Source organism: Micromonospora sp. NPDC049523 (assembly GCF_040676775.1).
Classification (GTDB): domain Bacteria; phylum Actinomycetota; class Actinomycetes; order Mycobacteriales; family Micromonosporaceae; genus Micromonospora_G.
On record NZ_JBFAPP010000018.1, the window covers coordinates 57,253 to 71,320 of the forward strand.

Here is a 14,068-nt window from a genome sequence, read left to right on the forward strand (position 1 = left end):
GCACCACCGACGAGTCACGCAAACGGGCCGAGCGCGCAAATAAAGTGAATGTGATGCCAAATAAAGTGAAACGACCCACCTAACGCGAAAAGAGCGACTAAGTGTTTGTTACCTGACAGCACCGCAGCAGCCGCATGTGCAGGCGCGGCGACGCCCGACCCGGATCAGGGAGCCACCCCATGCCACTCGCCGCAGTCCCCGCCCCCCACCTGCACCCCGTACGCCGACGACCGGGCGCCCGGCGTCGCACGGTGGCGCTGCTCGGCGTCGACACGGCCGCCTGGATCACCGGCTTCCTCACCGCGGCCTGGACCCGGTACGAGTTCGACCTGAGTGCCCAACTGGTGGGCCGGGTCCTCGTCGCCGCCCTGGTCGCCAGCGTGATCTTCACCGGTCTGACCACGCTGCACCGCCTCTACCTGGGGCGACACCCGCTGGGCAGCCTGCTCGAGGCGCGTACGCTCACCGGCGCGGTCGCCGCCACCGCGGCCCTGATCGTGGCCAGCGTGTTGCCGCTTTCCACCCACCCGATCCCGGCCAGCACGCCCCCGGTCGGCGGGGCGATCGCCCTGCTGCTCATGCTCGCCCTGCGGTCCGTGCACCAGCACCGGCGCAGCCGCTCGCTGCGCCCGAGTACCGGCTCGGCCCGACCGGTGCTGCTGTTCGGTCTCGGCTCGGCCGGCCAGTCCCTGCTCAAGGCCATGGTCAGCGACCCGCGAGGCAAGTACCTGCCGGTCGGGCTGCTCGACGACGATCCGGAGAAGCGGCACCTGCGCCTGGACGGCGTACCGGTGCTCGGCGGACGCCCGGAAATCGCCTCCGCGATCAGCCTGACCAGGGCGAACACCCTGATCCTGGCGATCGCCAGCGCGGAACCCGAGCTGATCCGCCAGGTCCGCGCGACCACCCTGGAGGCCGGCGCCGAGTTCAAGGTGCTACCCCCGGTACGTGAACTCGTGGACCACCGGATCAGCGTCGCGGACGTACGCGACCTGAAGATCACCGACCTGTTGGGCCGCCCGCACGCCGTCGCCGACCTGGGCACCAGGGGCGCGGAGGTGGCCGGCCGGCGGGTGCTGGTGACCGGCGCGGGTGGCTCGATCGGCTCCGAACTCTGCCGTCAGCTCATGCGCGCCAACCCCGGCGAGCTGATGATGCTCGACCGGGACGAGTCGGCGCTGCACGCCCTGCAGCTCTCGCTGACCGGCCGGGCCCTGCTCGACGGCCCGGAACTGATCCTCGCCGACGTACGCGACGCCGAGGGGATCGCCCGGGTGGTCGCCGAACGCAAGCCGGACATCGTCTTCCACGCCGCCGCGCTCAAGCACCTCACGCTGCTGCAACGGCACCCCGGCGAGGCGATCAAGACCAACGTCTGGGGCACGCTCTCGGTGCTCAGCGCCTGCCGGGACGTGTCGAGGTTCGTCAACATCTCCACCGACAAGGCAGCGAACCCGATCAGCGTGCTCGGCTACTCCAAGCGGATCACCGAGCGGTTGACCGCGCACACCGCCGCCGCCACCGACGGCACCTTCCTCAGCGTGCGCTTCGGCAACGTACTGGCGAGTCGGGGGTCGGTGGTGGGTGCGTTCCAGGCCCAGATCGACGCCGGGCTGCCGATCACCGTCACCCACCCGGAGGTGACCCGCTACCTGATGACCGTGCAGGAGGCGGTGCAACTGGTGCTGCAGGCCTCCGCGATCGGCCGCGACGGCGAGGCGCTGGTGCTGGACATGGGCAGCCCCGTACGCATCGACGACATAGCCCGCCAGCTCGCCGCGCAGGCGCCCGGTGCCCCGCAGATCGTCTACACCGGCCTGCGTCCCGGCGAGAAACTGCACGAGGACCTGATCGGCACCGGCGAGGAGGACCTGCGTCCGCTGCACCCGCTGATCTCGCACGTGAGCGTCCCACCGCTCGACCCGATCGAGGCCAGCGCGCTGGACCCGTTCGACACCCCGGCCAAGGTGATCGAACGTCTCGCCTGGCTCTGCGAGCAGCCGGCGACCTTCGCTCCACCGGTCATGCACGTACCCAACACCCGCGCCACCCACCCCCCGATCACCATCCCCACCGAGAAGTGAGGACGGGCCCCTTGTCAGCGGGTTCTGCTGTACTGGGGGCCGGGTGTCGGGGCGGACGGGGGCGGTAGTGGCGGGCGTGTCCGGTGACGACTACATCGCCGCGCTGCCGCGCAAGCGGATGGGCTCGGGTGTGCTGATCCGACACCCGCGGGACGACCGGGTGCTGCTGGTCGAGCCGACCTACAAGGACGACTGGGAGATTCCCGGCGGTGCGGTCGAGGCCGACGAGTCGCCGTACACCGCCGCCGCCCGGGAGCTGACCGAGGAGTTGGGCCTGGTCGTGGCGCCCGGGCGGCTGCTGGTGGTCGACTGGGTCGCGCCCCGCGACGGCCGCACCGAGGGCGTCATGTTCGTCTACGACGGCGGCACGATCGATTCCGTACGGGCCGCCGAGATCGTGGTGCCGCCCGGTGAGCTGCACGGCTGGGCGTGGTCGACGCCGGAGCAGGCCGGACAGCGTCTCTCGCCGCTACTCGCCCGCCGGGTCGCCGCCGCCCAACTGGCGGTACGCGACGGCGTCACCGCGTACCTGGAGGACGGGCACCCGGTCGGCTGACCGGCGCCTCACAGCCGTACCGGCAGCGCGGCCAACCGCCACGCACCCGGCACCAGTTCGCGGACGAGTTCCTCCGGCGGTACGGCGAGCGTGAGGTCGGGGAACCGGCGCAGCAGTGCTCCGAACGCGACCTCGCCCTCCTGCCGGGCCAGGGGCGCGCCGAGGCAGTAGTGCAGGCCGTGGGCGAAGGCGACGTGTCGCTCCCCGCGCCCGTCCCGCTCGCGGGTGAGGTCGAGCCGATCCGGGTCGGCGAAGACGCGCGGGTCGTAGTTCGCCGCGACGAGGATGGGCATCACCGCCTCGCCCCTGCGCACGAGTACGTCGCCGATCCGCACGTCCTCGGTCGCGTACCGCATCCGGGTCGCCTGCGCCGGGCCGCACCAGCGCAGCAGTTCGTGGACGGCGCCGGGCATCAGCTCGGGGTCGTCGCGCAGCAGGGCGAGCTGGTCGGGATGGGTGAGCAGGGCGACCGTCCCGTTGCCGACCAGGTGCGCGGTGGTCTCGTGGCCGGCGATCAGCAGGGTGAGGATCATGGCGATCATCTCGGTGTCGCTGAGCCGGTCGCCGTCCTCGTCCTGCGCGCGGATCAGTCCGGAGATCAGGTCGTCCGCCGGTTCGGCCCGGCGCTGCTCGATCAGCTGCCGGGTGTGGTCGACCACATCGGCCAGGGCGTCGGCCAGACCCGCACCGGTCGGGTCGACAAGCGCCGCGCTGGCCGTACGCCACCGTGGACGGTCCTGTTCGGGTATGCCGACCAGCTCGCAGATCACGATGATCGGCAGCGGGTACGCGAAGTGGCGCAGCAGGTCGACCACCCCGTCCTCGGCCATGTCGGGGAGCCGGTCGAGCAGGTCCTCGGTGATCTCCTCGTTCCTCGGGCGCAGTTGGGCGACCCGACGTACGGTGAACGCGCGCGAAACCAGCCTGCGGAGTCGGGCGTGGTCGGCGCCGTCGAACTCGAGGATGTTGGCCAGCAGGTACCGGGCGTGCTCGTCGCTGACGCCACGGGCCTTGAGCACCATCTCGGCGATGTTCACCCCGGTGCTGCCCGGCACCCTGGCCGGGTTGGTGACGAAGCGCGGGTCTCCCAGGACCGCCTTGACGTCCTCGTGTCGGGTGACGACCCACGGTGGTTCGATCCCCGGGATCGTGGCTCGGGTGATCGGTGTCTGCTCCCGGATCCGGGAGTATCCGGTGAACGGGTCGCGCAGCAGCCGCTCGTCCATCAGGTCGAAGGTGCCGGTGCTCGCGGCGGCGTCCGGCTGGGTTGCGGTCATGGCTTGTCTCCCACGGCGTCTCTTTCACGGTGCTCGGTCATGGCGTCTCTCCCCCGGTGCTCGGTCATGACGTCTGTCCCCCGGTGCTCGGTCATGACGTCTGTCCCCCGGTGCTCAGAAGGCGAACTGCCGGCTCAACTGCTGGTGCAGACGGTCGAGCGTGCGGTGGAGCAGGGCGCGTACCTGCTCGGCCGCCGGGTCGGGTGCCGGGCGGGCGGTCGGGGGCTCGAAGGCCGCTGTGGCGATCCCGGCGACGAAGTCGGCTGTCGCGTCGGCCGCTGTCGCCCCGACCGGCGCGGCGTCCTCGGTGAGCAGGTAGCCGCTCAGCAGGGCGACGAATCCGTGGCGCTGCTGGCTGGCGTCGGCGTCCGTACGGGCGACGCCGTGCTCGCGCAGGATGTCGAAGTAGTCGGCGACGATCCGGTCCCGCTCGCCCGGGATGCCACCGACGTCGGTGCTGTGCGTCAGCGCGCCGAGGGTGTCGGTGTCGCCGGTGAACAGCGCTCGGCTGATCGGGTCGTCCCGCAGCCACCGGTAGCCGAACCGGGCGACCCGGCCGGGCAACACAGCCGCCGGGTCCTCGTCGATGTCACGCAGCAGCGCGTCGACCAGCACCACCGCGGACCGGGTCAGCACGGCCAGGAACAGCGCCTCCTTGGTGGGAAAGTGCAGGTAGACGGTGCCCTTGCCGATACCGGCCCGGCGGGCCACCTCGCCGATCGTGATCCGCTGGTAGCCCCACGACACCAGCAGGGCACCGGCGGCGTCCAGGATCCGATCGGCCCGCAGGCCGCGCTCGACGTCCACCTGGCCGGAGTTCTGTCGCTCGACCTGGTCCATCGAAATCTCCCCTCGTGACCACGTGACCAGATTTGACGATCTGGTCACGAGGCGACAGTAGGGCAGCACGGAGTACGACGCAAGCCGTTGCCGTACGGCGGTCCGTGCGAAGAAGGTCGTGGATCTCTACCGGGCGTAGACCTCGGGGATCGCCGCCCTGATCCGTTGCACGGTCTCGGCGACGTCGAGCTGGGTCGTGTCGATGCCCAGGTAGCGGTAGTCGGCGTCGGTCGCCTGCCGGAAGGTCAGGTCCTCCGGGACCAGGTCGACCATGTCCCGCCACTGCTGCGTGGTGCGCTTCGCGCGGGTGGTCCGCCGACGGTCGCGTACGTCCTTGACGACCAGCAACTCCACCAGGAACACCGCGCAGGGCCGGGTCAGCAACCGACGGAAGGCCAGGTAGTCCGGGTAGCCACGGAGGAAGCTGCCGGCGACGACGTTGACGTAGCCGGCCGCCCAGAAGTTCTCCACGAGGCCCGCGACGTTCCGTCGGAGCAGGCCGAAGAACCGGTCGTCCATCGGGCACGGATTGGTCTGTCCGATGTCCTCCGCGTCGATCCGGGCACCGTCGGGCGTGTACGGCAGCAGGGCGCGGACGATGGTCACACCCGTGCCCCCATCTGGGTGGCCAGGTCGGTGACCAGCGCGGGCGCCGTACCCTTTGTTCGCCGGAGGATGTCCGCCATCAGCTCGTGCGCGATCGGCCGGCCCCGGATCTCCCACGGCGCGACCCGGTCCGCCTCGACCAGCGCCTCCCCGGCACAGCCGGTCTCGCCGACCAGGAGGTAGCCACGGGCGAGGTCGAGCAGGTGGTGCGCCCGCCGCTCCGGCAGCAGCGCGGCGAGCGCCCGATGGTTGAGCTGGTGGGCGTGGATGGCGACCGCCTGCCGCCCCTCCCCCAGCTCGACCGCCGCCGCCGCGCGGTGCAGCTCCACGTTGGTCGGGCCGAAGCTGGTCCAGTATTCGTTCCGGTCCGCGCCGAGCATCTTCGCCGCCTCGTCGGCCCCCCGGAACAGTTCCCGCACGCCCGCGTTGTCGCCTAGCCGGGCGGCCGCCATCGCGGCCTGGAGCAGCAGTGACCCGTACACCGACAGGCGGGCCGGGTCGGCCGTGCCGAGATCGGCCGGGGCAAGCCGGTGGGCCATCACGATGTTCGCCTCGAACGCCGGGCGGGCCCGGCCCATCGCCAGCAGGGCGTTGGCCATCCTGCTGGTCGCCACCGCCGCGAGCAGTTCGTCCTCGGCCCGCCGCGCGGTCCCGATCGCCCGGTCGGCGGCCAGCCGGGCCAGGTCGCACTCGCCGAACTTCCGCAACGCCGAGGAGGCGATCTGGAGCACCTGCCCGAGCAGGCTCGCCGCCTGCCGGCCGGCGTCGCCACTGTGGTACGCCTCCGCCGCCTGGGCGTCGCGCAACAGCCCCGGCAACCCCCGGACCAGTACGCCGTACCGCGCGTACTGGTAGGTGAGCCAGGCGTGGTTGACCGACTGGGTCAGCTCGTGCAGCGGTGTGGCCGGGGCCCGGCCGAGCTGGGCGACCGGCGCGGAGCGCTCCAGCGCCTGCCGGAGATCGTCCAGCTCCCGTTGCTCGTAGCTGCCCGTCAGGCTCGACCCCCGTTCCGGGTCCCGGTTGAGCAGCATCGCCACGTCGATCTGGAGCACGACCGCGATCTGGTAGAGCATCGAGAACTTGTCCAGCCGGCGGTCTCCCCGCTCGACCTTGTCGACCCAGCTCTTCGACCTGCCGATCCGGTCGGCGAACACCTGCTGCGACATCTTCCGCTGGCCACGCCAGTAGGCGACCCGACGCCCGATTGGCAACTCGTCCATCAGACGCTCGGGTTGCGCCGGATCCGACCGGACACCCCAATCGAAAAGAATTCGTACGGTTCAGAGGCCGCCTTGGTGTTGAACCTCCCGCCGTTGCGGGTTGGCTTGCGATTTTCTGTCTCGGGAGTGGTGCCTGTCCCCGGTTCGGGGGGCACGGTGGTATCCGAACCGAGTGTTGTTTGCGATTCGCGTTCCTCGTTGGACATCGCGTTCTCCCTTTCGTCGTTGGAAGGGGCCACCCCGGACGCTGGCTGGGGAAGCCGGAGCGACCCCGCGGTCACGCCCGGTCGAGTTCGCTTGCCGACGAAGCCGAGCGTTTCCGCTAGTGACACTCTGCTGTGGAACCGCCTACTGTCGGTCGCGGTTACGCCTCGACGTGGTTTGGTACCGAATCGACAATCCGCGCGTGAGACAGGCGAGGGAGGATGTGGGATCCCTGCTGAAGCGGCTCGGCTCCCCGCCGTGGGTGCAGGAGTGGGAAGGCGCCGAACGCGAAGCCCTGACCTGGGCCGGTGGCCTCGTCCGATCCACACCGTGAACGCCGGGCGGGAGGGTGGCGGCCGGCTGTCACAGTCGGGCCGTGAGTGAGCCGACGCCCCCGCCGCGCAGGGACCGCTATGAACCCATCATGGTCGGCCCGAAGGCCCGCCCGGACATCGACACGTTCGGCGCTGTCGCCGTCTGCCTGATCGCCTTCATCGCGTTCGGCCTCACGGCCTACCCCATCTTGGTCGTGAACATCCTGCGCGATCAGGGCGAAACCCAGTACGCCCGGGTTTCGGAGTCGGCTGGCCGGAAGGTCACCGTGATGCTTCCGGCACCGGTCAGCCGGGAGGTCGACCTTGACACCTGGCAGGGCAGGCCGCAGGTCGGTACGACCATCCCGGTCCGCTACCACCCCGACCATCCGTGGATGGCGATGGAAGCCGGGGCTCCGACACCCTGGTCCGGATCCGTGCCGCCCTTCGTCTTCGGGCTCGCGGCCACGGCGGTCGCCTGGCACGTGTTCACCCGGCACGGGCGCAGGCTACGGCGAGGCGAAGGTTGATCGGCGCACCCCGGACCGCCTGACCGCTTCCGTCAAGCTCGTGGCCTGCGCCGGGTCCGTCCGGACATGCCGATCACGAAGCTCTTGTACGGCACCGACCCGCCGCCACCGCTGGTCGTGGAGCCCCGGGGCTCCGTCGCCTCGCCTACCTCGGATGTCGTCTTCGGCATGACGGTGGTCGGGGGCTTGGGCGTGGACGCCTTGGTCGACTCGGACTTTTCGGTGGGCATCAGGAGCTTCCTCTTGGTCGGGATGTGAATCTGGTACCCAACCGTAGGAGCCGACAATCTCCGCCCGTACGCGTCGAACCGGAACTTGATCAGAACTTGAGCCTCCGTGCCGTAGGGCGTGCGTTCGTCGGCACCCCCGTGAACGCGGAGGGGCGCTCTAGCCGATCACCGACCGACTGTCGAATCGAGGGCCATCGTTTCAGGAATGGTCGCAATAATTTTCGAGCGACATTGATACATCGATGATCGTCGCGAACGATCTCCCCTGTTGTCGCCACCAACACTCACGGGGAGGTACATGTGGCTCCGCGTAGCCATGCGTCCAATCGAATTCTCGCGGCGTCGTCCGCCATTGTGATCATGGGATCGCTGCTGGTCGCGCCAGCGAACCCCGCCACCGCGGCCGAGCAGCCGTCACCCACCGGGAACGCCTCGGTCAGGCCTCGACAGGCTGGCTCGCCCGGTTCCAGCGGGAAGGTCGCACTGGGTCCGTCGACCGCGGCGGTGACGATGCTGGCCGGGCCGATCTCGGTGCCACTCGGGACCGGGCCGGTACGCAACGGCTCGTTCACCACGTTCGCCCTCACCGACCGCGTGTCGCTCGAGGTCAACACCGGCTCGGGAAACCTGCTCGTCCGTAGCACCGACCTGGTGCTGCCCGGCATCGCGCAGAACCTGACGCTGGGGTCGGTGTACAACAGCCTGTTCACGGGCAGCGACCTGGCGACCGGCTCACTCGGATACGGCTGGCGTACCCGCTCCGGGGTGGACGTCAAACTGGTCAAGGCAGACGACAACTCGGTCACCTACGTCGCCTCGGACGGTGTCGTCGGGCGGTTCACGCCCAGCGGCTCGGGCTACACCACCCCGAGCGAGTTCAAGGCGACCCTGGTCACGGACGGCTCGGGCTGGAAGCTCACCGAGCACGAGGGCGGGCGGAGGCTCTACTTCACCTCCACCGGCCTGCTCGACCGCACACTCGACCGCAACGACAACGTCACCGACTACAGCTACGACGCCAACGGCCGGTTGACGTCCGTCAAGTCGGATCGCGGCACGAGCGGGGCCCGGCTCGCCACCGTCCACTACGCCGCCAACGGCTACATCTCGAAGATCGACCAGACCGCTGGCGGCATCTACCGCCGCGTCGAGTACGCGTACGACGCGAACGGCAACCTGACCGAGATCTGCTCGCTCAACCAGGACGACGTCCGCTTCCAGTACGACGCGCAGCACCGGATCACGAAGATCACCAGCGGGATCGACACCACCGACCCGGGCGCCGTCACCACGATCACGTACGACAGCTCCCATCGCGTCACGTCCGTACGCCGGATCATCGACGAGCAGGTCGACCCGAACGCCGCGTCGGTCACCCGCTGGGCCTACCCGTCGTCGACCCAGACGCTGATCGCCGACGCCAACACCAACCAGTCCCAGCCGGTCACCTCGGTGCCCCGGACGACCTACACGATCAACAGCAACAAGCGGGTCACCGACGCCGTCGACCCGGAGGGCAAGACCCGTAGCACCTCGTACACGCCGTTCCAGGATGTCGCCAGTGCGACGAACGGCACCAACGGGATGACCACCAACACGTACAACGCCAACGGCGGCCAGTCGCGTACCGGGTCGGCGTCGCCGACCGGTGCGAGCGTCGCCTACGCCTACGCCAACGCGGCCACACCGTCGAACCCGACCGCGAACTTCCAGCCGTCGTCATCGACGGACAGTCAGAGCAACGTCAGCACCTACACGTACAACGGCGCGGGCAACAGTTTGACGACCACGGACGCTCTGGCCGCCGAGGCCAAGGTCGACTACAACACCGACGGCACGGTGAAGTCCTCCACCGACCCAGGCAACGGCACCAACAAGACCAGCTACGAGTACAACTCCGACAAGCAGCTCGTCAAGATCACACCGCCTACCGGCACGTCCCTGGGTGTACGTACCTTCACCTACGACGAGTTCGGCCGCCTCCACGAAGCCGGCGACGGTGCTGGTCGTACCACCCACTACGACTACGACCTCGAGGACCGGGTCACCAAGATCACCTATTCCGACGGTACGCCCGCCGTCGAGTACCGCTACACCGCCGCCGGCAACCTGCTGTGGCGCGACGACGGCCAGGGCACCCAGTCGTACAACTTCGACCGGCTCAACCGCATGGTCGTCCGCCAGGGCTCACTGATCTACACCTATGACCCCGTCGGCAATCTGAAGACGCTCACCGACCAGCGCGGCACCTCCTCCTACACCTACAACGCCCGCAACCTACTCACCCAACTGGTCGCCGCGAACGGCACCTACGCCTTCACGTACGACGACGAGGGTCGACGTACCTCCACCACCTTGAAGATCGCGGGCGCCACGATCGCGCAGACCGCCAACACGTTCGACAATTCGGGACGTCTGACCCGCACCACCAGCAAGCGCTGGCAGGGCGGAACCGCCTCCATCGTGTTCGACGTGTCCTACTGCTACGCCAAGCGGGTCGGCACGAGTCCGTGCTCCACGGACCCCACCGCCGACACCGGCCTACGGCAGTGGCAGACCGACCACCACCGGGCCGACGCGGTCAGTGTCTACACCTACGACGGCGGCAACCGGCTGACGAAGGCCACCAACATCGACGGCCAGACCTACGAATACGAGTACGACGCCAACGGCAACCGCAAGAACGTGAAGCTCAACGGCTCCACCACACAGAGCCTCGCCTTCAACGCCGCGAACCAGATAACCAGCTCCGGTTATGCCTACGACGGCGCCGGCAACCAGACCGCCGGTTCCGCGACCCGGGCACCGATCTACAACGAGGCCGGCCAGATGACGAGCGGCAAGGACACCGCGCTCAACACCGTCGCCTACAAGTACAACGGCCCCAACCAGATCGAGCTCACCCACCGCACCACACCGTCGTTCCAGGGCCGCTACTTCTACGGCCTCAACGACCAGAACGGCATGCCGATCCTGCAGTACTACACGGTGCCGAGTTCGTACACCAAGCACTACATCGAACGCGATCAGCAGGGCAACCCGCTCGGTTTCCGGGCCGACACCAACGGCACCGTCCACCACTACTTCTATGTACTGGACGGACTGGGCTCCGTCGTCGCCCTCGTCAAGTACGACGGAAGTGTCGCCGGGGCCTACACGTACAACCCCTACGGCAAGACCGTCACCACCACCGGCGCCGGCGACGAGATCCGCGACAACGCCCTGGGCTTCGCGGCCGGGCTCCGCTCCGACGACATGGTCAAGTTCGGCAGCCGCTGGTACGACCCCAACACCGGGCGCTTCACCCAGCAGGACAACCTCAACCGGGTCGGCAACCCCAGGCACGGCAACCGGTACGCCTATGCCGCGTGCAATCCGACGAACAACATCGACCCGACCGGAATGTTGACCGACTGCCAACGTGCGGCCATGCTGCTGGGCGTCAGTACGGTCGCACTCGGTCTCGCGTTCGCCAGCCTCACCACGATCACCGCGGCCACGGTGACCTGGCAGATCGTGGCGAATGTGCTCGGATTCGAACTGGCGGTGTTCTCGTTCCCGTTCGCCATCGACGACGTGATCGATGATTGCTAGTTCCCGTGATGAGGAGGGTTACGTGTCGAAGAGTCCCCAGGTGCCCGCACTGTGGTTGACGGGATCGAGCGCGCTACTGGTCTCGATCGTGATACTGGCACCACTGGCTACCGGTGAGGGTCCGTCGTCGAGTGAGGTGACCATCAGGGTTGTCGGTGGAGCGGTGGCCGCAATTCTGGGATTGTTCCTGATCCTCCGCGCGGTCGCCACGCGCCGCCCGCGCTGACCCACCCTCCATCGACGACGATCCGGACGGCTCAACACCCGAACCTGGCGCCAGTCATTCGGGGTCGGTAATCAGCCGGCCCCGAATGACTGGTGCCGGGCCGGTCGACAACACCCGGCTGTGCCCGAGATCTCTCCGATATCCCGTACGTCCAGGTCACCCGACTCGGATAGCCTTGCGCGTTGGATGAGGCCCTCCGACCGGGAAAAGTGGCAGTGATGAGCAATCCAAACGACAAACACGACATCTCGGCTAACCCGGTCTGGTCCTCCCTAGTCGACCGGCACGCCCGGTTCGCCGCCTCGCACGGTCGGGCCATCCGTTTCCAGCCGGACATCTCACCGTTCTCCGCCGTGACCGACTGGCACGACGAGGGAGCCTGGGCCGACCTGGCGGAACTGGCCGGGCCCGGCGCGACGGTTGCCGTCGCGGGCGTCGGACTCGTACTGCCGGCCGGGTGGGACGTGGTCTGGCACGGGGAAGGACTGCAGTTGGTCGACGTCGCGGTGGAGGCGGCCGACGATCCGGAGGCGGTCACGCTGACCAGCGACGACGTACCGGAGATGCTCGACCTGGTGGCGCGTACCGAGCCGGGGCCGTTCGCCCCGCGCACGATCGAGCTGGGCACGTACCTGGGGATCCGCCGGGGCGGTGCGCTCGTCGCGATGGCGGGCGAGCGGCTGCGGGTGCCGGGCCTGACCGAGATCAGCGCGGTCTGCACCGATCCCGGGCATCGGGGCCAGGGGCTGGCCAGCCGGCTGATCAAGGCGGTGGCGGCGGGCATCCGTCGCCGGGGCGACACACCGTTCCTGCACGTCGCCGGCAACAACATCAACGCGATCCGGCTCTACGAGTCGATGGGCTTCAAGGTGCGTACGGAGATCACCTTCGCCGCCATCCGTACGCCGTCGGTCGAACCGAGCGGGGTCGCCTGAACCGAGCGGGCCGGCTTTCGGATTGATCGCGGCGGAGGCACCATGCCCACATGCGTGAACTGACCCCCGTCGAACCGCTCATCCGGCCCGCGATGCCGGCCGATGTCGACGTACTGCACCGCTTCGTGGTCGAGCTGGCCGAGGCCGTGCAGCTCACGGAAGCCGTCACCGCCCAACCTCGGGACCTCGCCGAGGCGCTGTTCGGTCCGCGCCCGCTCGTCGAGGCCGTGGTGGCCACCGTGGACGGGCAACCGGCCGGGTTCGCGCTGTTCTACCCCACCTACAGCACGATCCTCGGTCGGCCCGGTCTGCACCTCGAAGACCTCTACGTCAGTCCGGAACATCGGGGCGGCGGCCTGGGCCGGGCGCTGCTCGTACACCTCGCCGACCTGGCCGTACGGCGTGGTTGTGCCCGGCTCGAATGGTGGGTGACGCGGACAAACGAGTCGGCGCAGCGTTTCTACGACAGTCTGCACGCGCGCGGCCTGGACGAGATCGAGGTCCGGCGTCTCGACGGCGACCTGCTGCGGGACCTGTCCGGAGTCACCCGCTGAGCGCCCGCCGGCTGTGCACGAGCAACTCGCGCACGGCGGGGCCGTGCGCGTTCTTCCAGACCAGGGCGAGCAGGGCCGGCGTCTCCAGGTCGTCGACGGTGCGGGCGACGAGCCGGTCGGTGTAGCGCGTGGCCATCGAGGCGCTCAGGATCCCGACGGCGAGTCCCCGGGCGGCCAGGTCCGCGATGGCGTCCGCGGCGCTGGCCTGTAGCGCGATCGCCGGCCGCAGGCCCCGCGCGGCGCAGGCCTGGTCGAACACCGTGCGCAGGCCGGTGCCGACGGGCATGCAGACGATCGGGTACGCGTCCAGGTCGCGCAGGGCGACCCGCCGCTTCTTCGCCAGAGGATGATCGGCCGGGACCGTCACGACCAGCCGCTCGCTGATGATCGTCAGCGCCTCCAGCCCGTCCGGGGTGGCGGTCGCGCAACCGATCAGGGCGAGGTCGATGCTGCCGCCGCGCACACCCTCGACGAGCCGGTCGGAGTTGTCCTCCAGTAGTGCGACCTCCACACCGGAGTGGGCGCGATGGAAGGAGGCGAGGGCATCGAACAGCGGCGTGACGGTGCACCCGATGACCATCCCGACGGTGAGCCGCCCCCGGATCAGGTCGGTCACCTCACCCACCGCCTGTCCGACCGCCCCGGCGGCGGCGAGCGCGACGCGGGCGTGTTCGAGTGCTGCCTTCCCGGCGACGGTGAGCGTGGCGGTACGCGCGGAGCGGTCGAACAGGTCGGCACCCACCTCGCGTTCGAGCTGGCGGATCTGGGCGCTGACCCCGGATTGGCTGATGTGCACCCGCTCGGCGGCCCGGGTGAAGCTCTGCTCCTCGGCCACCGCGACGAAGTATTCGAGCTGCCTCAATTCCATAACCAGCGATTCTAGCTCCTAGCAGATCCA

14 protein-coding genes are annotated in these 14,068 nt (G+C 69.2%); 7 read left to right on the forward strand and 7 right to left on the reverse strand.

All coding sequences use genetic code 11. The features are described from left to right. Window positions 1-179 precede the first annotated feature (179 nt). Entirely contained in the window at window positions 180-2,084 is a 1,905-nt protein-coding gene (locus tag AB0J90_RS25470) for a polysaccharide biosynthesis protein (protein ID WP_363599845.1), read from the forward strand. Window positions 2,085-2,151: 67 nt separating this feature from the next. Continuing rightward, entirely contained in the window at window positions 2,152-2,640 is a 489-nt protein-coding gene (locus tag AB0J90_RS25475; protein WP_363599847.1) for an NUDIX hydrolase, read from the forward strand. Between the two features lie 8 nt (window positions 2,641-2,648). On the opposite strand, the gene AB0J90_RS25480 is transcribed toward AB0J90_RS25475, so the two are convergent. The 5 genes from AB0J90_RS25480 to AB0J90_RS25500 form a co-directional block, all read right to left on the reverse strand. After that, a complete protein-coding gene (locus AB0J90_RS25480; RefSeq protein WP_363599849.1) occupies window positions 2,649-3,917 on the reverse strand; it encodes a cytochrome P450 in 1,269 nt (422 codons plus the stop codon). A 114-nt stretch (window positions 3,918-4,031) separates the two neighbouring features. Next, complete coding sequence (locus tag AB0J90_RS25485) at window positions 4,032-4,757, reverse strand: helix-turn-helix domain-containing protein (protein WP_363599851.1); 726 nt, start codon at window positions 4,755-4,757, stop codon at window positions 4,032-4,034. A 126-nt stretch (window positions 4,758-4,883) separates the two neighbouring features. Continuing rightward, window positions 4,884-5,363, reverse strand: a complete 480-nt coding sequence (locus AB0J90_RS25490) for a hypothetical protein (RefSeq protein WP_363599853.1) — start codon at window positions 5,361-5,363, stop codon at window positions 4,884-4,886. Next, complete coding sequence (locus AB0J90_RS25495; protein ID WP_363599855.1) at window positions 5,360-6,583, reverse strand: helix-turn-helix domain-containing protein; 1,224 nt, start codon at window positions 6,581-6,583, stop codon at window positions 5,360-5,362. Before AB0J90_RS25495 ends, AB0J90_RS25490 begins: the two co-directional genes overlap by 4 nt. Next, complete coding sequence (locus AB0J90_RS25500) at window positions 6,583-6,789, reverse strand: hypothetical protein (protein WP_363599857.1); 207 nt, start codon at window positions 6,787-6,789, stop codon at window positions 6,583-6,585. Before AB0J90_RS25500 ends, AB0J90_RS25495 begins: the two co-directional genes overlap by 1 nt. A gap of 200 nt (window positions 6,790-6,989) precedes the next feature. On the opposite strand from AB0J90_RS25500, the gene AB0J90_RS25505 reads away from it, so the two are divergent. Next, window positions 6,990-7,121, forward strand: a complete 132-nt coding sequence (locus tag AB0J90_RS25505; protein WP_363599859.1) for a hypothetical protein — start codon at window positions 6,990-6,992, stop codon at window positions 7,119-7,121. 42 nt (window positions 7,122-7,163) lie between these two features. Then, the gene (locus tag AB0J90_RS25510; protein ID WP_363599861.1) at window positions 7,164-7,631 is read left to right on the forward strand and encodes a hypothetical protein; all 468 of its coding nucleotides are present in this window, start codon (window positions 7,164-7,166) and stop codon (window positions 7,629-7,631) included. Between the two features lie 32 nt (window positions 7,632-7,663). On the opposite strand, the gene AB0J90_RS25515 is transcribed toward AB0J90_RS25510, so the two are convergent. Then, window positions 7,664-7,861 (reverse strand): hypothetical protein, encoded by a 198-nt coding sequence (locus tag AB0J90_RS25515; RefSeq protein ID WP_363599863.1) that lies wholly within the window; start codon window positions 7,859-7,861, stop codon window positions 7,664-7,666. Between the two features lie 360 nt (window positions 7,862-8,221). Between AB0J90_RS25515 and AB0J90_RS25520 the strand changes: the two genes are divergently transcribed. The 3 genes from AB0J90_RS25520 (at window position 8,222) to AB0J90_RS25530 (ending at window position 13,170) form a co-directional block, all read left to right on the forward strand. Further along, on the forward strand, window positions 8,222-11,455 hold the full coding sequence (locus tag AB0J90_RS25520; protein WP_363599865.1) for an RHS repeat-associated core domain-containing protein: 3,234 nt from the start codon (window positions 8,222-8,224) through the stop codon (window positions 11,453-11,455). A 444-nt stretch (window positions 11,456-11,899) separates the two neighbouring features. Beyond that, window positions 11,900-12,616, forward strand: a complete 717-nt coding sequence (locus AB0J90_RS25525) for a GNAT family N-acetyltransferase (RefSeq protein WP_363599867.1) — start codon at window positions 11,900-11,902, stop codon at window positions 12,614-12,616. A gap of 50 nt (window positions 12,617-12,666) precedes the next feature. Continuing rightward, window positions 12,667-13,170 (forward strand): GNAT family N-acetyltransferase, encoded by a 504-nt coding sequence (locus tag AB0J90_RS25530; RefSeq protein WP_363599869.1) that lies wholly within the window; start codon window positions 12,667-12,669, stop codon window positions 13,168-13,170. Here AB0J90_RS25530 and AB0J90_RS25535 read toward each other — a convergent pair. After that, on the reverse strand, window positions 13,160-14,038 hold the full coding sequence (locus AB0J90_RS25535) for a LysR substrate-binding domain-containing protein (protein WP_363599871.1): 879 nt from the start codon (window positions 14,036-14,038) through the stop codon (window positions 13,160-13,162). The two genes, AB0J90_RS25530 and AB0J90_RS25535, sit on opposite strands and share 11 nt — an antisense overlap. Window positions 14,039-14,068 lie beyond the last annotated feature (30 nt).